Annotated in this window: 17 protein-coding genes; 7 read left to right on the top strand and 10 right to left on the bottom strand. The window is 68.0% G+C overall.

What is annotated here, in order from left to right; genetic code table 11:
* Nucleotides 1-168: 168 nt before the first annotated feature.
* Entirely contained in the window at nt 169-1677 is a 1509-nt protein-coding gene (hemN, locus tag ACKTT0_RS23340) for an oxygen-independent coproporphyrinogen III oxidase (RefSeq protein ID WP_407852112.1), read from the top strand.
* 131 nt (nt 1678-1808) lie between these two features.
* Nucleotides 1809-2879 (top strand): tartrate dehydrogenase, encoded by a 1071-nt coding sequence (locus tag ACKTT0_RS23335; protein ID WP_407852111.1) that lies wholly within the window; start codon nt 1809-1811, stop codon nt 2877-2879.
* A gap of 124 nt (nt 2880-3003) precedes the next feature.
* On the opposite strand, the gene ACKTT0_RS23330 is transcribed toward ACKTT0_RS23335, so the two are convergent.
* The 5 genes from ACKTT0_RS23330 to ACKTT0_RS23310 form a co-directional block, all read right to left on the bottom strand.
* On the bottom strand, nt 3004-4590 hold the full coding sequence (locus tag ACKTT0_RS23330; protein ID WP_407852110.1) for a DHA2 family efflux MFS transporter permease subunit: 1587 nt from the start codon (nt 4588-4590) through the stop codon (nt 3004-3006).
* Nucleotides 4587-5777, bottom strand: a complete 1191-nt coding sequence (locus tag ACKTT0_RS23325) for an HlyD family secretion protein (RefSeq protein WP_407852109.1) — start codon at nt 5775-5777, stop codon at nt 4587-4589. Before ACKTT0_RS23325 ends, ACKTT0_RS23330 begins: the two co-directional genes overlap by 4 nt.
* Before the next feature lie 20 nt (nt 5778-5797).
* Entirely contained in the window at nt 5798-7210 is a 1413-nt protein-coding gene (locus ACKTT0_RS23320) for an efflux transporter outer membrane subunit (protein WP_407852108.1), read from the bottom strand.
* Nucleotides 7211-7337: 127 nt separating this feature from the next.
* Nucleotides 7338-7841: a MarR family winged helix-turn-helix transcriptional regulator gene (locus ACKTT0_RS23315; protein ID WP_407852107.1), complete on the bottom strand. Its 504-nt coding sequence runs from the start codon at nt 7839-7841 to the stop codon at nt 7338-7340.
* A 50-nt stretch (nt 7842-7891) separates the two neighbouring features.
* On the bottom strand, nt 7892-8749 hold the full coding sequence (locus ACKTT0_RS23310; RefSeq protein WP_407852106.1) for a DMT family transporter: 858 nt from the start codon (nt 8747-8749) through the stop codon (nt 7892-7894).
* A gap of 67 nt (nt 8750-8816) precedes the next feature.
* On the opposite strand from ACKTT0_RS23310, the gene ACKTT0_RS23305 reads away from it, so the two are divergent.
* Nucleotides 8817-9764, top strand: a complete 948-nt coding sequence (locus ACKTT0_RS23305; protein ID WP_407852105.1) for a DMT family transporter — start codon at nt 8817-8819, stop codon at nt 9762-9764.
* A gap of 78 nt (nt 9765-9842) precedes the next feature.
* Nucleotides 9843-10832, top strand: a complete 990-nt coding sequence (locus ACKTT0_RS23300; RefSeq protein ID WP_407852104.1) for a quinone oxidoreductase family protein — start codon at nt 9843-9845, stop codon at nt 10830-10832.
* Nucleotides 10833-10874: 42 nt separating this feature from the next.
* On the opposite strand, the gene htpX is transcribed toward ACKTT0_RS23300, so the two are convergent.
* Nucleotides 10875-11756 carry a protease HtpX gene (gene htpX, locus ACKTT0_RS23295; RefSeq protein WP_407852103.1) on the bottom strand — a complete coding sequence of 294 codons (882 nt, stop codon included), beginning with the start codon at nt 11754-11756 and terminating at the stop codon, nt 10875-10877.
* 148 nt (nt 11757-11904) lie between these two features.
* Here htpX and ACKTT0_RS23290 point away from each other — a divergent pair, with 148 nt between their 5' ends.
* Together ACKTT0_RS23290 and ACKTT0_RS23285 are read left to right on the top strand one after the other, a co-directional pair.
* Nucleotides 11905-12759 carry a DMT family transporter gene (locus tag ACKTT0_RS23290; RefSeq protein ID WP_407852102.1) on the top strand — a complete coding sequence of 285 codons (855 nt, stop codon included), beginning with the start codon at nt 11905-11907 and terminating at the stop codon, nt 12757-12759.
* A gap of 55 nt (nt 12760-12814) precedes the next feature.
* Nucleotides 12815-13663, top strand: a complete 849-nt coding sequence (locus tag ACKTT0_RS23285) for a sulfurtransferase (protein WP_407852101.1) — start codon at nt 12815-12817, stop codon at nt 13661-13663.
* A gap of 9 nt (nt 13664-13672) precedes the next feature.
* On the opposite strand, the gene ACKTT0_RS23280 is transcribed toward ACKTT0_RS23285, so the two are convergent.
* From ACKTT0_RS23280 to ACKTT0_RS23265, 4 genes are all read right to left on the bottom strand, one after another.
* Nucleotides 13673-14242, bottom strand: a complete 570-nt coding sequence (locus ACKTT0_RS23280; protein ID WP_407852100.1) for a phosphonate degradation HD-domain oxygenase — start codon at nt 14240-14242, stop codon at nt 13673-13675.
* A gap of 191 nt (nt 14243-14433) precedes the next feature.
* Nucleotides 14434-15582, bottom strand: a complete 1149-nt coding sequence (locus tag ACKTT0_RS23275; RefSeq protein WP_407852099.1) for an aromatic ring-hydroxylating oxygenase subunit alpha — start codon at nt 15580-15582, stop codon at nt 14434-14436.
* A 142-nt stretch (nt 15583-15724) separates the two neighbouring features.
* Nucleotides 15725-16732, bottom strand: a complete 1008-nt coding sequence (locus ACKTT0_RS23270; protein WP_407852098.1) for an acyltransferase — start codon at nt 16730-16732, stop codon at nt 15725-15727.
* A 183-nt stretch (nt 16733-16915) separates the two neighbouring features.
* Nucleotides 16916-17881 (bottom strand): Bug family tripartite tricarboxylate transporter substrate binding protein, encoded by a 966-nt coding sequence (locus tag ACKTT0_RS23265; protein ID WP_407852097.1) that lies wholly within the window; start codon nt 17879-17881, stop codon nt 16916-16918.
* A gap of 104 nt (nt 17882-17985) precedes the next feature.
* Here ACKTT0_RS23265 and ACKTT0_RS23260 point away from each other — a divergent pair, with 104 nt between their 5' ends.
* The gene (locus ACKTT0_RS23260; RefSeq protein WP_407852096.1) at nt 17986-18810 is read left to right on the top strand and encodes an IclR family transcriptional regulator; all 825 of its coding nucleotides are present in this window, start codon (nt 17986-17988) and stop codon (nt 18808-18810) included.
* Nucleotides 18811-18852 lie beyond the last annotated feature (42 nt).

Here is an 18852-nt window from a genome sequence, read left to right as displayed (position 1 = left end):
ACTTCATGTAGTGTGGGTACTGGTAGCCTACTACTACATGATGTGGTCTGGAAGCGTGCCGGCCGGGCAATCCGCCGGTGCTTGATGCGACGCAAGCGCAGCGTTCAATTGCCAAATATTTGCGCTAAATCAAGCTCTTGGCGAGGGCGGTTTCCGATAATGGGAGGCATGCAATCCCCTCTTTCCGCCGGCGCCTGTCCGGGTCTTCCGTCCCGTTCCTCCCAGCCGCCGTCCGAACCGCCCGCCCCGCCATCTTCCACGGCGCGCCACGCTCCGGGGCCGAACTCCCGAAAACTGCCTTTATCGCGCGATATCCTCGCCCGGCTGGACAAGAACGGGCCGCGCTATACCTCGTACCCCACCGCCGACCGCTACCACGAAGGCTTTGGCCAGGCGCAATACCGGCAGGCCCTGGCCCGGCGCGCCCAGGAGGTCGCCACCACCGGGGCGCGGCCGCTTTCGCTGTACGTGCACATCCCGTTTTGCGAATCGCTGTGCTACTACTGCGCCTGCAACAAGGTCATCACGCGCCACAAGGAGCGCGCCGCCCGCTACCTGGACGCCCTCGAGCGCGAAATGGCCCTGCATGCGCGCCTGATCGGCCATGCCGAGCCGGTGTCGCAATTGCACTTCGGCGGCGGCACGCCCACGTTCCTGTCCGACGCCGGGCTCGAGCGCCTGATGGCGGTGCTGCGCCGCCATTTCCAGTTGCTGCCGGATGCCGAAATCTCGATCGAGGTCGATCCGCGCACGGCCACGGCGCAGCGGCTGGCGCACCTGGCCGGGCTGGGGTTCAACCGCTTGAGCCTCGGCGTGCAGGATTTCGACCCCGCCGTCCAGCGCGCCGTGCATCGCGTGCAGTCCTACGACAGCGTGCGCGACCTGGTGCTCAGCGCGCGCGAATCGGGTTTCGCCTCGATCAACATGGACCTGATCTACGGGCTGCCATTGCAGACGCTGGCTTCGTTCGCCCGCACGCTCGAACAGGTATGCGGCCTGCGGCCGGACCGCATCGCGCTGTACGGCTATGCCCATCTGCCGCAGCGCTTCAAGCCGCAGCGGCGCATCCTGCCGGCGGAACTGCCCGACGGCGAAACCCGCGTCGGCCTGCTTGGCCTGGCCATCGGCCGGTTCCTGGATGCGGGCTACGACTACATCGGCATGGACCACTTCGCGCTGCATGACGACACGCTGGCGCAGGCCCGGCGCGCGAGGCGCCTGCATCGCAACTTCCAGGGCTACAGCACCCAGCCGGATTGCGACCTGATCGCGCTGGGCGTGTCAGCCATCGGACGGGTCGGCGCCACCTACAGCCAGAACGCCAAAAACCTCGACGACTATTACGCGCACATCGAGAACGGCCGGTTCGCGGTCGAACGCGGGCTGGAGCTCGACGCCGACGACCTGCTGCGCCGCGAGGTCATCATGGCCATCATGTGCCAAGGCGGGCTGGATTTCCGCGCGACCGAACGGGCCCATGGCATCGTCTTCGAGCAGTATTTCTCCACCGAGCTGCAAGGGCTGGCCGACCTTGCAGCCATGGACCTGGTCCACCTTACGCCGGACGGCCTGCGGGTCAGCGACATGGGCTGGTACTTCGTGCGGGCCGTGGCCATGGTCTTCGACCGGCACCTGCGCGAACGGACCACGCAGGCGCAGTATTCGCGCATCGTGTAGGGCGGGCGTCCAGGGGGCGCTCGGCGCCGACCGGTATACAGAGATAAACTGACGCCGAGGCCGCGCGCCGGGAATCACCCTCCCGGCGCGCGGCCGCGCTGAATCGGTTCAGACTCATTTGGAGAATACTGGTGGCAGGAAACAAGCACAAGATTGCCGTGATTCCCGGCGACGGCATCGGCAAGGAAGTGGTGCCCGAGGGGCTGCGCGTGCTGGACGCCGCGGCGACGCGCTTCGGCATCGACTTTCAATGGGACCATTTCGACTGGAGTTGCGACTACTACGCCAAGCACGGCAAGATGATGCCGGACGACTGGGCCACGCAGATCGGCAGCCACGAGGCGATTTTCTTCGGCGCCATCGGCTGGCCCGCCACGGTGCCCGACCATGAGGCGCTGTGGGGTTCGCTGTTCCGCTTCCGCCGCGATTTCGACCAGTACATCAACCTGCGTCCGGTGCGCCTGATGCCGGGCGTGCCGTCGCCGCTGGCGGATCGCAAGCCGGGCGACATCGATTTCTTCATCGTTCGCGAGAACACCGAGGGCGAGTATTCCAACAGCGGCGGCCGGCTGTTTGCCGGCACGGAGCGCGAGGTCGTCATCCAGGAAAGCGTGTTCACGCGGGTGGGCGCCGACCGTGTGTTGAAATTCGCCTTCGAGCTGGCCCAGAAGCGCGGCAAGCACCTGACCGCGGCGACCAAATCGAACGGCATTTCGATTTCCATGCCGTGGTGGGACGAGCGCGTGGCAGATGTGGCCAGCCGCTATCCCGACGTGCGCTGGGACAAGTACCACATCGACATTCTGTGCGCCCATTTCGTCCAGCACCCCGACTGGTTCGATGTGGTGGTGGCGTCCAACCTGTTCGGCGACATCCTGTCGGACCTGGGGCCGGCGTGCACCGGCACCATCGGCATCGCGCCGTCGGCCAACCTGAACCCGGAGCGCAAGTTCCCGTCGCTGTTCGAGCCGGTGCACGGTTCGGCGCCCGATATCTATGGCAAGGGCATTGCCAACCCGATCGGCCAGATCTGGAGCGGTGCGCTGATGCTGGACTTCCTCGGCTACCCCGAAGCGTCGCAAGTCGTGGTGAGCGCCATCGAAAAAGTGCTGGCCGAGGGGCCGCGCACGCGCGACATGAAGGGCAATGCCTCGACGGTGGACGTCGGCAAGGCCATCGCCGAAGTCGTGGCGCGGGGCTGACTGTCTGCTTGCCCTAAGAAGGTGCCAGACACCCCGAGGGTGTCTGGCACCTGCACCATCGCAGCCACGCCTGCGACATCGCAATCTACGTCCGGGCCGACTGTTGGCGGCGCCTGGCGACGGGTCAATGCGCGCCGGCCGCCGCTTCGGCGGCGCCGCCACCGCCGCTCGCGGCCTTGTCGCGGCCATGGGCGAACCAGACCAGGCCGGTAAGCAGGATGAAGATCACCCCGGACGCATAGAACACATCCAGCGCCGACATGGTGAAGGCCTGGGTGTTGATCATGCCATCCAGCCGCGTGATAGCTTCCTGGTGCGAAATGCCCAGGCTGTTCTGCAGCGTGGCGATGGCCTGGTCGAACGGCTGGTGGCCCGGCGCCGCGATCTCGGTCAGGCGGGCGTGGTGTTGCGACGCCCGGTTCTCCCATACGGTGGTGGCGATCGACGTGCCGAATGCGCCGGCGGTCAGGCGCAGGAAGTTCGACAGGCCCGATGCGGCGGGGATGCGCCACGGCTCGAGGCCGGACAAGGTGATCGAGGTCAGCGGCACGAAGAAGGCCGCCATGGCCGCCCCCTGCACAATGGTGGGGATCATCAGCGTGCGCATGTCGACCTGCGGATTGAAGTCCGCCCGCATGAAGCACACCACCGCGAAGATCAGGAACGCCACGGTGACCAGTTGGCGCGGGTCGCGCGTGGCCAGCATCTTGCCGACGATGGGCGTGAGCAGGATCGCCAGCAGGCCTACCGGGGCGGTCACCAGGCCCGCATAGGTGGCGGTGTAGCCCATGTTGCTCTGCAGCCATAGCGGCAGCAGCACGACGTTGCCGAAGAATACGCCATAGGCCACCGCCAGCGTCAGCGCGCCGACCGTGAAGTTGCGCTGCTTGAACAAACGCAGGTCCACCACTGGATGGGCGTCGGTCAGCTCCCAGATCAGGAAGAACACGAACGCCACGAACGCCACGATGGCCAGCGCCAGGATGACGGGGCTGGCGAACCAGTCCAGCTCCTTGCCTTTGTCGAGCATGATCTGCAGGGCGCCCACCCAGACCACCAGCAGCACCAGGCCGAGCTTGTCGATGGGCAGCTTGTGGGTGGCCGATTCGCGGTCGCGGTAGACGCGCCAGCTGATCCAGGCGGCCAGCAGGCCCACCGGCACGTTGATGTAGAAGATCCACGGCCAGGTGTAGTTGTCCGAGATCCACCCGCCCAGCAGCGGCCCGGCCACGGGCGCGACCAGGGTGGTCATGGACCACACCGCCAGGGCCATGCCCGCCTTGGATTTGGGAAAGCTGGCCAGCATCAGGGCCTGCGACAGCGGGATCATCGGCCCGGCCACGGCGCCCTGCAGCACGCGGAATGCGATCAGGGCCTCCAGCGACGGCGAGAACCCGCACAGCCAGGAGGCCAGCACGAATAGCAGCGTGGAGGCCAGGAACAGCCGCACCTGGCCGAAACGCTGCGTCAGCCAGCCGGTCAGCGGCACGGTGATGGCATTGGCGACCGCGAACGAGGTGATGACCCAGGTCCCCTGGCTGGTGCTGACGCCCAGGTCGCCCGAAATGGTGGGGATGGAGACGTTGGCGATCGAGGTGTCCAGCACATTCATGAACACCGCGGTCGACAGCGCGACCGAGCCGATGATGCGGGTCGCGCCCTCGAGCGGCGGCGGGGCGCCGCCGGCCTGGGATCGGGCGGCGGTACTCATGATGCCAGGTTGGCCCGGATGATCTTGGCGATCAGCGCATCGGCCTCGGCCTGGGTGTCGCTGAAGGCCTTGGTGGACCAGGCCGGCTCATGGCGCTGCGGCAGCGGCGCGAGCTGGTCGCCGTCCTGGCTGACATCGACCTCGACTTCCATCGACAGGCCGACGCGCAGCGGGTGCGCTTTCAGTTCCTCGGGGTCGAGCTCGATGCGCACCGGCACGCGCTGCACGACCTTGATCCAGTTGCCGGTGGCGTTCTGCGCCGGCAGGAGCGCGAAGGCGCTGCCGGTGCCGGCGTCCAGCCCCACCACCGTGCCGTGGTAGGTGACCGAGCTGCCGTACATGTCGGCCGTCAGCGTGGCGGCCTGGCCAGGATGCATGCGCCGCAGCTGGCCTTCCTTGAAGTTGGCCTCGACCCAGACCTGGTCGAGCGGCACGACGTTCATCAGCGTGGCGCCCGGCGCCACGCGCTGCCCCACCTGCACGCTGCGGCGGGCGATCAGGCCGTCGACCGGCGCCGGCAGCACGGTGCGCGAGTGCGCCAGCCAGGCGTCGCGCAGGCGGGCGGCCGCCTGCCGCACGTCGGGGTGGTCGGCCACCGTGGTGCCTTCGGTGAGCGCCTGGTTGGTCACCAGGCGCGCCTGGGCGGCGGCCAGCGCCGCCTTGGCTTGTGCCAGGCCGGATTGGGCCGATTTCAGGGCGGTGCGGGCGTGGGTGAGTTCTTCGCCGCTGACGCCGCCCGATTTGGACAGGGCCTGGCGGCGCTGCAAATCGGTTTGCGCGCGGTTCAGGTCGGCCTGGGCCCGCTCGATGTCGGCCTGGCGCACTTCGACGTCGGCCGCCAGGGAGTCGTTCTGGGCGTACAGCGTGCGCACCTGGCGCACCGTCTGGGCCAGTTGCGCCTCGGCTTGCTGCAGCACCACCTCGGCGTCGGCCGGGTCGAGCCGGACCAGCGGCTGGCCGGCCTCGACGTGTTCGGTGTCGCCGGCCTCGATGGCGATGACGGTGCCGGGCACCTGCGGGGTGATCTGCACCAGGTTGCCGTGTACGTAAGCATCGTCGGTGCTTTCCACGCGGGAACCGAACAGCGCCCACCAGATGGCATACAAGACCGCCAGCGCGATGAAGACGCCGGCGGCGATCAGCAGCATGCGTTTGCGTGCGGGATTGGCTACGGGAGTTGCGGTCATGACTTCGGGGTCCGGGTCGGTCAGTGTGAAGAAGAGGGGGCCGGGGCGGGCGGCGCATAGCCGCCGCCCAGCGCATAGGCCAGGTCGGCGTCGAGCTGGTAGGCGCGGAAGCGCAGGTCTGTGTCCAGCCGCGCCTGGGTCAGCACGCCGGTCTGCGCGACCAGCACGGTCAGGTAGTTGCCCATGCCGGCGCGATAGCGCTGCACTGCCAGCTCATAGGCGGCGTCGATCGCCGCGCGCGCCTCGTGCTGCTGGACCTGTTCACGGTCGAGCAGGCGCAGCGCATCGAGCGCGTCGGCCGTCTGGCGCACGGCGTCCAGGACGCTCTGGTTGTAGTCGGAAACGGCCAGGTCGGCGTCAGCCTGCCGGCCGGCCAGGTTGGCGTTGAGTTCGCCGCCATGGAAGATCGGCAGCGTGATCGCCGGGCCGATGCCCAGCGTGCGGCTGCCGGCCTCCAGCAGGTTGCCCGTGCCGATGGCCTGGAAGCCGGCGAAGGCCACCAGGTTCACGTTGGGGTAGAACGCCGCGCGGGCGGCCTCGATCTCGTGCCGGGCGGCTTCGGCGCGCCACCGCGCCGCCGTGACGTCGGCACGGTGACCGAGCAGGTCGAGCGGCACCGAGTCGGGCAGCACGCCGGCCGGCGCCGTCAAGGCGACCGGCTGTAATTGCTGGCCGCGCTCGGGACCCGCGCCGGCGAGGGCCGCGACCTGGTTGCGCAGTTGTGCGATGGTCGTCTCGGTCTGGGTCAGTTCCACCTTGGCTGCCGCCAGCGACGATTCGGCCTGCTTGACTTCGACCTGCGTATCCAGGCCGGCGTTCTGGCGGCCACGTGTGAGCTTCAGGACATCGGCGCGCTGTTCGAGGATCCGCTGCAGCACCTGATGCTGGGCAAAGGCGTTCTGCAGGTTGAGATAGCTGCGCGCTACCCCGCGGGCCAGCACGTTGCGGGCAGCCTGGGTTTCGGCTTCGGCGGCGGCCTGTTGCGATACGGCTGCCCGCAGGCGCGCCCGGTTCTTGCCCCAGAAGTCCAGCTCGTAACTGAAATCGAGCGCCAGCCGGTTGTCGGAGCTGACGCCGCCGGCCATGGGCGGCTGGTAGATGTATTTTTCGGGCAGGTGCTGGCGGGTGAGGTCGTAATTGGCGTCGACGCGGGGGAACAGGGGCGCGCGCGCGCCGCGCACCGCCGCGTTGGCCTGCGCCAGCCGCGCCTGGGCCGCCGTCATGGAGGGATTGCTGGCCAGCGCTTCCTCCATCAGCGCGTCCAGTTGCGGATCGCCGTAGCGGCGCCACCATTGGGTGTCGGGCCAGGTGACCGACTGGCCGTGCAGCCCGAGCCGGGCCGCGTCGAGCTGGGCCACCGGCTCGGAGGCGGGGTCCATCGATGCGCAGCCCCCCAGGGCCAGCAGCAGGATCACGGGGATTGCAAGTTTCATCCTGACGATTTGCTGAAAATGGTTGATCAAACTGTATTTGACTAGGCAATTATTATGGCGCAATGCCGGGCAAGGACCGGGAATTCCCCGGCTGGGCGCAGGGTCGGGCGGACGCGCGCCGCGGCGCTCAGGAATCGGGCACGCCGCCGGCCGAGCCGTTGGCCAGCATGCGGCCGAGCAGGTGCTTGAGCTGGGCCAGTTCGTCGGCGGAAAACCCCCGCAGGTGGTGATTCAGCACCCGCGCGATATTGGCCGGAATGGCCCTGGCCTTTTCCTGGCCCAGTTCGGTGAGCTCGATCTTGACTACGCGGCGGTCCTCCTGGCTGCGCACGCGGCGCAGCAGGCCCTTGGCCTCCAGGCGGTCCAGCGTGCGCGTCATGGCGCCGGTGTCGACGCCGTGCAGGCGCGCCAGTTCGGCGGGGGTGTCGGCGCTGCCGCGCGCCACCATGGCGATGGGGCGCCATTGCATGGCGGTGAGGTCGAGCGGCGCCATCTCCAGGTCAAGCATGCGGTTGAGCGAGTTGTATACCTGCTTGATGACGAAGCCGACGTTGTCGTCCGTCATGCAGCGGAAATTGCCGCGATAATGGACCGGCGCATCGGACGTAGCGGGAGGGCGGGGCGGATTCATGCCCGCCATTTTATTGCCTAGGCAGATATTGTCAAGGCATCTTGGCGCGCTCAGTGCGGCGCCTTGCGCAACCCGGACCAGACGATGGCGGCGACGATGAGCGCGGCGCCGAGCATCATGCGCAGGGTCGGCTGCTGGGCGAACAGCAGCCAGGCGAAACCGATGGCGTAGACTGGTTCCAGGGCGATGACCAGCCCGGCGCTGCGCGCATTCAGGCGGGTCAGGCTGGAAACGAACAGGAAATGCGACAGGCCGGTGCAGAAAATGCCCAGCAGTGCCAGCCACAGCCAGTCCAGCGCGGGCAGCAGGGGCAGTTGGGCGGCGGCGAAGGGCAGCAGGGCCAGTACGACGACGATATTCTGGCCGCAGGCGACCTGCATGGCGTCCAGGCCGACCGCCGAGCGCCGGTTGGTCAGCGCCAGCAAGGCGAAAGAGAGGCCCGAGAGTATGCCCCAGGCCAGGCCGATGGTGCCTCGGTCGGCGAAATCGAACGACGGCGTGACCAGCACCAGGCCGGCGCTCACCAGGCCCAGCAGCAGCCATTCCGCGGCCCGTACGCGCTCGCGGAACAGCAGGCCCTCGAGCAGGGTGATGAATGCCGGGAAGCTGGCGAAGCCGAGCGTGGCGATGGCGATGCCGCCGGTCTTGACCGAGATGAAGAAGGTGACCCAGTGGGCGGCCAGCAGGCCGCCCGCGACGACCAGCACGAACAACTGGGCCGGGGTGAGCGCGCGGAACAGGGGGCGGCGCTGCAGGCGGGCGAACCCCGCCAGGGCGATGACCGCGAAAGCCGCGCGCCCCAGGGTGATCACGGCCGCGCCGGCCTGGATCAGTTCGCCGAAAACGCCGGTCAGGCCGAACAGTACGGCTGCAATATGGATATAGGCTAGGGCGCGTTGGCGGGTCATGCGAGAGGCAGGTGCGAGACGGGGCGTGCGGCCAGCCGGCCGGCGCTGGAAAATATAAAATCATCGCATGAATCGCGCCGCCGAGTCCCGCCCCTTCGCTTTCCTTTCCACGCGCGCACTCGGCTTCTTCCTGGCGACGCTGGGCGCCGTGCTCTTTGCCGCCAAGGCCATCGTGGTGAAGCTCACCTACCAGTACGGTATCGACGCTGTCACGCTGATCGCCTTCCGGATGCTCTTCGCCATGCCCTTTTTCGCGCTGGTGGCCTGGCGCGAGGCGCGCCGTGCCGCGCGCGGCGAATTGCCGGTGCTGACCGCGCGCGAGCGGGTGCAGCTTTGTCTGCTCGGCCTGCTGGGCTACTACTTCTCGAGCTTTCTCGATTTCCTCGGGCTGCGTTATGTCTCGGCCAGCCTCGAGCGGCTCATCCTGTTCCTGTCGCCCACGCTGGTGGTGCTGCTGTCGGCCTGGTGGCTGAAGCGGCCGGTGACGCCGCGCCAGTGGGTGGCGATGGTGGCGTCATACCTGGGCGTCATCCTGGTGTTCGCCCAGGACCTGGCCGAGGGCGCCGGTTCCCATGTGCCGCTCGGGGCCTTGTTCATTTTCGGCTCGGCGCTCAGCTATGCTGTGTACCTGATCTGCTCCGGCGAATTGGTCAAGCGGGTTGGCGCTACGCGGCTGGTGGCCTATGCGATGCTGGTCTCGTGCGTGGCCTGTGTCATCCAGTTCTTCATCGTCCATCCGCCGTCGATGCTGGTGCAGCCGGCCGGCGTCTACGGTTATTCGATTCTGCATGCCACGCTCAATACGGTGGTGCCGGTATTCATGCTGATGTGGGCGGTGGCCCTCATCGGCGCACCCACCGCGTCGCTGCTGGGCATGGTGGGGCCGGTATCGGTGCTGTTCCTGGCGGCCTGGCTGCTGGACGAGCCCATCACGATCTGGCAGCTTGCCGGCACGGCGCTGGTGCTGTCGGGCGTGTTCGTCCTGATGGGCCGGCCGGCCGCCGCCGGCAGTTGAGGGCGGGATGGCAAACAGTTTCTGCGGCGTCGAGCCGCTCAGTCAGTCTGGGTATTCAACACACAAAAGGAGGCCGGCATGGCCAGCAATCTCGTGAAGGCAGTACGCATCGAGCAGCACGGTGGACCCGAAGTTCTCAAGGTGGTCGAGGTCGAGGTGCCGCCGCCCGCGGCCAACGAAGTGACCATCCGCCAGCACGTGGCGGGGCTGAATTTCATCGACATCTACTACCGGACCGGGCTGTACCCGCATCCGTTGCCGCACGGCCTGGGATTCGAGGCCGCCGGCGTGGTCGAGGCGGTGGGCGCCGACGTGAAGCACCTGAAGAAGGGCGACCGCGTGGCCTACGGGCAAAGCCCCATCGGGGCTTATGCGCAGGCGCGCAACGTGCCCGCGGCGCAGGTGGTCAAGCTGCCCAAGGGCGTGGCTTTCGACGAGGCCGCCGCGCTGATGCTCAAGGGGCTGACCGTCCAGTATTTGTTCCGCCAGACCTACCGCCTGCAGGGCAACGAGACCATCCTGTTTCACGCGGCCGCCGGCGGTGTGGGCCTGATCGCCTGCCAGTGGGCCAAGGCGCTGGGCGTCAAGCTGATCGGCACCGTCTCCAGCCCCGAGAAGGCCGCGCTGGCACGGGCCAACGGCGCCTGGCAGACCATCGACTACTCGCGCGAGAACGTGGTCGAGCGCGTGCTCGAGCTGACCGGCGGCAAGAAAGTGCCGGTGGTCTATGACGGGGTGGGCAAGGACACCTGGGAAACCTCGCTGGACTGCATCGAGCCGCGCGGGCTGATGGTCAGCTTCGGCAACGCTTCCGGGCCGGTGTCCGGGGTGAACCTGGCCACGCTGAACCAGAAGGGCTGCCTGTACGTCACGCGCCCGTCGCTGGGCTTGCACGTGAACACGCCCGAGAAACTGAACGCGGCGGCCAGCGAGCTGTTCGACCTGGTGTTGAAAAAGAAGATCAAGGTGCGCATTGACCAGCGCTACCCGCTGGAAGAGGCCGGCCAGGCCCAGACCGCGCTGGCCGCCCGCAAGACCACGGGCGCCACGGTGCTGACGCTGGACTGAGGCGGGATGGGGCGGCCCCGCGCGGCCGCCCCGGCATGGCCGTCAGGCCACGCGCATGTGCTGCAGGGCGGCGATGCGGGCCGGAATGGGCGGGTGCGAGGCGAAGATGGCTGCCAGCCCGCCCTTGCCGGCAATGCCGGAAGCCTCGAACGACTTGGGCAGCTCGCCTGCCTCGATGCCGCCGAGGCGCGCCAGCGCGCGCATCATGGGCTCGCGCGAGCCCATCAGCTGGGCCGAGCCGGCGTCGGCGCGGTATTCGCGCTGGCGCGAGAACCAGGCCACGATGATCGAAGCCAGGATGCCGAAGATGATTTCACAGACCAGCACGGTGACGTAGTAGCCGATACCCACGCCGCGTTCGTTCTTGAACACCGCGCGATCGATGAAATAGCCGACCAGGCGCGCCAGGAACACCACGAACGTGTTGACCACGCCCTGGATGAGGGTCAGGGTGACCATGTCGCCGTTGGCGATGTGGGCGACCTCGTGGCCCAGCACGGCGGCGACTTCCTCTTCGGTCATGCTGTCGAGCAAGCCGGTCGAGACGGCGACCAGCGAGTCGTTCTTGAACGCGCCGGTGGCGAAGGCGTTGGGAGCGCCTTCGTAGATGGCGACCTCGGGACGGCCGATGCCGGCGCGATCGGCCAACTGATGCACCGTGTCGAGCAGCCAGGCCTCGCGCTGGCCGCGCGGGGCGTTCGGGTCGATGACCTGGGCGCCGGTGCTCCACTTGGCCATGGGCTTGCTGATCAGCAGCGAGATGATGGCGCCGGTGAAGCCGATGACGGCGGACATGATCAGCAGCGCCTGCATGTTGATGCCTTGCGCCGTGATGTAGCGGTCCACCCCCAGGATGCGCAGCGTAGCCGACAGCACCACCACGACGGCCAGGTTGGTGACGATGAACAGAAAGATGCGTTTCATGCTTGTTGTGTTCCTCTGCGAGCGATGAGCGCCTGTTTCGACCGGCGCGCGGCGGGGCGGTTCCCCGTCGGGGACGGTAGGCTTTCCGGACCCGGAGTATAGTATCGCTTTCCCCTATTTCCCTTCTCTTTTTTCGTCTCTCCGCCCCATGCAGGCTCTTTGGATGTTGCTGGCGTCCGCCATGTTCGCCGTAATGGGGTCGTTCGTGAAGCTGGCCACCGAGCACGGCGCTTCGCTGCCCCAGATCGTATTGTTCCGGGGCTTTCCCTCGGTGATCCTGCTGCTGGTCTGGGCCCGCGCCGCGCGCCAGTCCATCGTGCCCACCAGTTGGCGCCTGCACCTGTGGCGCAACGTGGCGGGGGTGACCTCCATGTGGCTGGGCTTCTTTGCCCTGTCGCACCTGCCGCTGGCCACCGCCACCAGCCTGAACTACACCGCGCCCCTGTTCATTGCCTGCTGGATGCTCGGTTGGGGCGGCGCGCAGCGCGATCCGGTGCGCATCGCGGCGGTGGCGCTCGGGTTCGGCGGCGTCATCGCCGTGCTCCGGCCGAGCATCAATGACGATCAATGGCTGGCGGCCCTGTTCGGCCTGGGTGCCGGGTCCATGTCGGCGGTGGCGATGATGCAGATCCGCCAGCTCGGCCGCATCGGCGAGCCCGAATGGCGCACCGTGCTGTTCTTTTCCCTGGGCGTGTGCCTGAGCAGCCTGGCCGGATTCGCCCTGGAAGGCTGGGGCTATGCCGACCTGCTCGGCTATGCCGCGCTGGGCGGGGTGGGGGTGGCGGGCCTGTTCGGGCAACTGGCCATGACCCGCGCATTTGGAGCGGGATCTGCCCTGTTGACGGCCGCCTTGCAGTACACCACGATCATATTTGCCGCCCTGCTGGGCATGGGCCTGTGGGGCGACCACCTCGACGGCCTGGCCTGGGCGGGCATCGGCCTGATCATCGCGGCCGGCCTGCTGTCGGTGTGGCGCACCATGCGCTCGCCCGCAGGAACCTGACGCCGCGCCGGCCGGGCGCCGGTTTCCCCAATCCGTTTCCGCAAGGAGCCTTCGCATGACGACGACGCTGATTTCCGCTTCCGATCTGGCCGCCCGGCTGCAGGCGCCGGATTTGCGCATTTTCGATGTGCGCCACGACCTGGCGGACCACGCGGCCGGCCGGCGCGCTTACGAGCAGGGCCATATTCCCGGCGCGCGCTACCTGGACCACGAAACCGAGCTGGCCGCCGCGCGCACCGGCAAGAACGGCCGTCATCCGCTGCCCGCGCGCGCCGACCTGGCCGCGCTGATGGCCGCGCACGGGGTCGGCCCCCAGACCCTGGTGGTGGCCTATGACGCGAGCGGCGGCATGTTCGCCGCGCACCTGTGGTGGATGCTGCGCTGGCTGGGGCACGAGCGCGTCGCCGTGCTGGATGGCGGCTGGCAGGCCTGGACGGCGGCCGGCTTGCCGGTCGGCACCGATGCGCCGCCGGCCGTGCCGGCCGGCCAGGCGGCGGCGGGCGCTCCGCTGGTCGAAACCGTGGACGCCGACGCCGTGCTGGCCAACCTGTCGCGGCCGGCTTTCACGGTGCTGGACGCGCGCGCTGCCAACCGGTACCGCGGCGAGGTCGAGCCCATGGATCCGGTGGCGGGGCATATCCCGGGCGCGTTGAACCGTCCGAATGGCGAGAACTTGCGGCCCGACGGCCAGTTCAAGTCGCCGGCCGAGTTGCGCGCCGAGTTCGCCGCGCTGCTGGGCGAGCGTGATCCGCAGGCCGTGGTGCACCAATGCGGCTCGGGCATTACCGCGTGCCACAACCTGTTGGCGATGGAGATCGCCGGGCTGAGCGGCTCGCGCCTGTATCCGGGGTCGTGGAGCGAGTGGTGCAGCGACCCGGCCCGTCCGGTGGCGACCGGCGCCTGAGCCGGCGCGCTACCAGACGGCGGCGAGGCGGGCGCGGCTCGAGACGCGCTCGGCGATGTCCAGGTAGTAGTCCAGCGGTTCGGTGAGCCGGTCCGGCGACTTGGCCAAGTCGTCCCAGCGCCTCAGGCGTATGGCGTCGGGCGCGCCCGGCATGCTGGCGAAATCGACCGCCTGCCCGGCGTCGAAGCTGCCGCCCTGCAGCGCCAGGCTGCGGCGCGAATCGGCCGACAGCATGGTTTCGTATTCCGGCTCCACGAAGCACAGGTAGCGCTTGGCCTCGACGTGCAGCCGGATCGGGTCGAGCACGGCGGCGCCGAACAGTCCGCGCAGGAAGGGCAGCACGAAATACTGGTGCTTGTCGTCCAGGCCGCGCAGTGTCGGCGTGGCGGGATGGTCGGCGATCAGGTGGCCCAGGTCGTGCAGCAGGCAGGCCGTGATCAGCTGCGGCGTGGCGCCCGCTTCCTCGGCCAGGGCGGCGGTCTGCAGCGCGTGCTGCAGTTGAGTGACGGGTTCGCCGTCATAGGCGCGGTGCCCGCGCTCCAGGAACAGGCGTTCGATATCTTGCAGAGTAAAAGCCATGGCAATGCCCCTCGGGGTGTTCCCCTCCCCGGTGCTGCGCCGCGCGGGCCGGGCCGCGACGGGGCAGGGGGATCAGTAGACCGCCGGCATTTGACGATTTGATGACCGTGGCCCATGGCGTATGGCGGGCCCCCAAAAAGCACAGGGCGGACCCGGAGGTCCGCCCTGCGTGGCCCGGGCGTGGTCGCCGTTCAGGCCGGTTCCTGCATGATGCGACGGTACCACTCGTGGAAGTGCTGCATGCCGTCTTCCATGGGCGACTGGTAGGGTCCGGCCTCGTTGACGCCGCGGGCCATGAGGGCCTTGCGTCCGGCGTCCATGCGTTCGGCGATCTCGTCGTCCTCGACGGCGGTCTCCATGTAGGCGGCGCGCTGGGCGTGGACGAAGTCGCGCTCGAAGGCGACGATTTCCTCGGGGTAGTAGAACTCGACCACGTTGAGGGTTTCCTGGGGGCTCTTGGGGTAGAGTGTGGAGAGCACCAGGACGTGGGGGTAGAGCTCGATCATGTGGGTGGGGAAGTAGGTGACCCAGACGGCGCCGAAGTCGGGGGCGTCGCCGGCGCGGTAGTCGAGCACGCGGTCGTGCCACTGCTTGTAGACGTCGGAGCCGGGCTGCGCCAGGGCCTTGTGCACGCCGACGCGCTGCAGGCTGTACCAGTCGGCGAATTCCCAGGCGAGGTCGTCGCAGGTGACGAAGCGTCCCAGGCCCGGGTGGAAGGGGCCGACGTGGTAGTCCTCGAGGTAGACCTCGATGAAGGTCTTCCAGTTGTAGTTGCACTGGTGGACCTCGACGTGGTCGAGGACGTAGTCGCCGAAGTCGAACTCGGGGCGGGCGAACAGCGGGGCGAGGTCGGCGGCGGGGTCGCGCGGTCCCTCGAACAGCAGGCCGTGGCAATCGCGCAGGCGAAAGCGCTGCAGGTTCATGCAGGGGGTGCTGTCGAACTGGGGCGCGCCGAGCAGTTCGCCGCGGTTGTTGTAGGTCCAGCGGTGCAGGGGGCAGACGATGTTGCCGCCGGAGTCCCTGAGGTTGCCGTGGCCGTGGGCGGGGCTGGCGACGTTGCCGGTTTCGCCGCCGAGCATGAGGGCCTGGCGGTGACGGCAGACGTTGGAGATGAGTTCGACGCCGTGGGGGTTGCGCACGAGCACGCGCCCGCCGTCTTCGTGGGGCAGGGTGCGCCAGTCGCCGACCTCGGGCACCAGCTTCTGGTGGCCGACGTACAAAGAGGATTGCTTGAAGATGAGTTCTTGCTCGCGCGCGAAGCGGGCTTCGTCAAAATAGGCGCTGACGGGTAGCTGGGTGCGAGCTGGCGCCAGGTGCGCCATCCGACCAATGTCGGTCATGATTCCCTCCGCTCGGATAAAAAAGCCAGGACGGCAGGGTTCCCGTTCTGGCGCGAAGAAAAATCGGTCTGGCCGATCAAACAGTGAATTGTACCCCATCCCTTGCATCGGGGCACCCCATGCGCTGCGCCGCGGCGGCGGCCTATACCAGCCGGCGCGTCACCGGATGCCGGCGCAACAGCCAGCTGCTGGCAGCCGACAGCCCGAACACCGCCGCCGCCATCAATGGTACGTTCCATGCCGCGCCCGGGCCGGCCTTGGCGCCGGCGCGATCGGCCAGGTCCAGGAACAACGGGTGGATGAGATATACGCCGAATGTCAGCGGCGCCAGGGTCGACAGCGGCGGGACGCGCGGCGTGTTCATGATCCACTGGAACGCGGCCAGCGACATGAACGGCACGGTAATGCTGAAATAATCATAGAAATACAGGTTGAGCCGGCCGGTGTCGGACAGTGCCGACACCCCCCAGGCGGTGGCCAGCACGCTCAGCATGAGCACCAGGCCGGGGCGCGGCATGCGCAGCTCGCCGGTGTAGATCATGCGGCCCGCCACGAAATAGCCCAGGTACGGCAGGAACCACGTCAGGAAGAAGCCCTGGCCGGCGCCCAGCGCCTGGCGGTACAGCGCATCCAGGATTGCGATGCCCAATATGCCGACTACCCACAGGCGGCGCGCCGCCGGCTGGCTGCGCTCATACAGGGCGCGCACCAATGGCGCGAACAGGTACAGCCCCACGATCATGTACAAGTACCACAGGTGATAGTAGGGGGCTCCTTCGGCCACTTTGCGAGGCCAGAACGACAGGTCGAGCCGGCCGTCGTCCCACCAGTCGAGCCCCGTGCGCCAGGCCAGGTAGAACAGCGTCCAGAACACCAGCGGCGCGCAGATGCGGGTGGCGCGCCGCAGATAGAAGTGGCGCGCGTCCGTGGGGCGCTCGTGGTCGAGCAGCAGGGCGCCGCTGACCATGACGAAAACCGGCACGCACCAGCGCACGGCGGAATCGTAGAGGTTGGCGGCCAGCCAGTCGCTGCTGCCATAGGCGCCCGCATCCGAGACGGCCTGGGCGGCGCTGTGCAGCAGCACGACAGCCAGCGCCGCCAGCCAGCGGGCGGCGTCGAGCCGGTCGAGACGTTCCTGGGAATGAGGCATGAGGCGGTGTAGCAAGTTTCGGGAGCCCGCCGCGCAGCCTGGCTGGCAACGCGATGCGGGTATACCCTTACCTTATCAGCGCCTCACCGGCGGCATGTTTCGAACCGTTAGGTACGGCATGTAAACGCAAACATGCGCCGTCGCCCCCGCGCTGCGGGGGCATTTTGTTGCAAAGCCAGACCGTTATTGGCGCTCCAGCCCGGCCTGTTTGACCAGTTGTTCGATTACCGGCTGTTCGGTGCGGATCTGCTCGGTCAATTCGCGGGCCGTGCCGCTGCGCGGCTCGATGCCCATGGCCAGCAGCTTGTCGCGTACTTGCGGATCCTGCAGCGTGGTGGCCAGCGCCTGCTGCAGGGCCGCCAGCGCCTCGGGCGGCGTGCCCTGGGGCGCGACGAAGCTGAACCAGGCGGTCAGGTCGAACGCCGGATAGCCCTGCTCGGCCAGCGTGGGGAGGTCGGGCAGGGTCGACAGCCGCTTCTTGCTGGTAATGCCGAACACCTTGAGCTTGCCGGCTTCCACCTGCGGCATGCCGGTGGCCACCATGTCGAAGAATATGTCCACGTCGCCATTGATCACGGCGGGCAGGGCCATCGTGGCGCCCTTGAAGGGTACGTGCAACAGGTCGACGCCGGCTTCCTTCTTGAACAGTTCGCCGGCCAGGTGGGACGACGTGCCCGGCCCGAAGGTGGCGAAGGTCAGCTTGCCCGGCTGCTGCTTGGCCTGCTTGACCACGTCGGCGGTGCTCTTGAAGCCATGCTTGTCATTCGACAGCAGTACCAGCGGGCCGATGCCCACCATGCCGATCGGCGCGTAGCCGTCCGGGTCGTACGGCAGCGATTTGTACAGGAACCGATTGGTGACCAGCGTGGAATTGGTGGCCATCAGGATCGTGTAGCCATCCGGCTGGGCGCGCGCCACGTAGGCCGCGCCGATGGTGGTGCCGGCGCCTGCCTTGTTCTCGACAATAAGTGTCTGGTCCAGCGCCTTGCCCATGCGCTCGGCCAGGATGCGGGTCAGCACATCGGTGGCGCCGCCGGCGGGAAAGGGCGAGATGATGGTGATGGGCCGTTCCGGAAAGGCGGCCTGGGCCAGGCTGGCGCAGGCCGTGAGCGCCACGGCGGCGGCGAGGGTGGATACGCGTTTGAACATGGTTTCCCCTGGGGCGTTGTGAAGACGGTGGACGTGTTGTAAATTCCGTTGTATGGAATTTAATTTTGTTAATCGAAATCAACTATAAAAACGAAGCGCACACGATGCAACCCCCGGTTACCCCGCCGTCTCCAAAGCCGGCCCCCACTGTCCGCAGCGGCCCGGCCCGCCGGCGCCGCGGCGCCGACAGCGGCGGGCCGGGCTTCATCACCGCGCTGGCGCGCGGGCTGGAGGTGCTGCGCTGCTTCGGTCCCGGCGCCGCCACGCTGGGCAATCAGGACCTAGCCAACCTGACCGGCCTGCCCAAGCCCACCATCAGCCGCATTACCCATACGCTGACCGGGCTTGGCTATCTGCGCTACCACGCCGACACCGGCAAGTATTCGCCTGGCTACGGCGTGCTGGCGCTGGGCTTCGGTTTGCTGGCGGGCCTGGAGGTGCGCGAGCTGGCGCGGGCCTCGATGACACAACTGGCGCGCGACACCGGCGGGGCCGTGGCGCTCGGCGCGTTCGATGGCGACGCCATGGTCTATATCGAAGCCCTGCACGGCTCGTCCGAGCTTTACCTGCGCCTGCCGGTGGGCTACCGCGCCAGCCTGGACAGCGCCATGGGGCGGGCCTACCTGGCTGCGTTGCCCGGCTCGCAGCGCGCCGCGCTGCTGGCGCGCCTGGTGCAGCCAGCGCCAGGCGCCGCCGCCATCGAGCAGGCTTGCACCGATCTGCGCGAGACAGGCTGTTGCTTTGCCATCGGCGAGTGGCGCGCGGACATCAATGCGGTGGCCGTGCCGTTCCAGGCCGCGACCGGCGAAGGCCTGTTTGTGATGAGTTGCGGCGGGCCGGCGTCGCTGTTGCCGGAAGCGGAATTGCGCGCGCGCGTGGCTCCGGCGCTGCGTGCGGCCGCCGGCCTGCTATCGGGCGCGGCGCGCTGATCGTCATTGCGTCGTCGGCCCCGGGGCCGGCATCTCGTACAA

This window comes from Bordetella saccharivorans, assembly GCF_045862855.1.
Classification (GTDB): Bacteria; Pseudomonadota; Gammaproteobacteria; order Burkholderiales; family Burkholderiaceae_B; genus Bordetella_A; species Bordetella_A petrii_F.
This window is presented reverse-complemented; position numbering and strand designations above follow the sequence as displayed.

Bases quoted from the DNA above. Each gene is read 5' to 3' on its own strand.
- hemN (WP_407852112.1), top strand. From the start codon at position 169: ATGCAATCCCCTCTTTCCGCCGGCGCCTGTCCGGGTCTTCCGTCCCGT.
- ACKTT0_RS23330 (WP_407852110.1), bottom strand. From the start codon at position 4,590: ATGAGTACCGCCGCCCGATCCCAGGCCGGCGGCGCCCCGCCGCCGCTC.
- ACKTT0_RS23325 (WP_407852109.1), bottom strand. From the start codon at position 5,777: ATGACCGCAACTCCCGTAGCCAATCCCGCACGCAAACGCATGCTGCTG.
- ACKTT0_RS23320 (WP_407852108.1), bottom strand. From the start codon at position 7,210: ATGAAACTTGCAATCCCCGTGATCCTGCTGCTGGCCCTGGGGGGCTGC.
- ACKTT0_RS23315 (WP_407852107.1), bottom strand. From the start codon at position 7,841: ATGAATCCGCCCCGCCCTCCCGCTACGTCCGATGCGCCGGTCCATTAT.
- ACKTT0_RS23310 (WP_407852106.1), bottom strand. From the start codon at position 8,749: ATGACCCGCCAACGCGCCCTAGCCTATATCCATATTGCAGCCGTACTG.
- ACKTT0_RS23305 (WP_407852105.1), top strand. From the start codon at position 8,817: ATGAATCGCGCCGCCGAGTCCCGCCCCTTCGCTTTCCTTTCCACGCGC.
- ACKTT0_RS23300 (WP_407852104.1), top strand. From the start codon at position 9,843: ATGGCCAGCAATCTCGTGAAGGCAGTACGCATCGAGCAGCACGGTGGA.
- htpX (WP_407852103.1), bottom strand. From the start codon at position 11,756: ATGAAACGCATCTTTCTGTTCATCGTCACCAACCTGGCCGTCGTGGTG.
- ACKTT0_RS23290 (WP_407852102.1), top strand. From the start codon at position 11,905: ATGCAGGCTCTTTGGATGTTGCTGGCGTCCGCCATGTTCGCCGTAATG.
- ACKTT0_RS23285 (WP_407852101.1), top strand. From the start codon at position 12,815: ATGACGACGACGCTGATTTCCGCTTCCGATCTGGCCGCCCGGCTGCAG.
- ACKTT0_RS23280 (WP_407852100.1), bottom strand. From the start codon at position 14,242: ATGGCTTTTACTCTGCAAGATATCGAACGCCTGTTCCTGGAGCGCGGG.
- ACKTT0_RS23275 (WP_407852099.1), bottom strand. From the start codon at position 15,582: ATGACCGACATTGGTCGGATGGCGCACCTGGCGCCAGCTCGCACCCAG.
- ACKTT0_RS23270 (WP_407852098.1), bottom strand. From the start codon at position 16,732: ATGCCTCATTCCCAGGAACGTCTCGACCGGCTCGACGCCGCCCGCTGG.
- ACKTT0_RS23265 (WP_407852097.1), bottom strand. From the start codon at position 17,881: ATGTTCAAACGCGTATCCACCCTCGCCGCCGCCGTGGCGCTCACGGCC.
- ACKTT0_RS23260 (WP_407852096.1), top strand. From the start codon at position 17,986: ATGCAACCCCCGGTTACCCCGCCGTCTCCAAAGCCGGCCCCCACTGTC.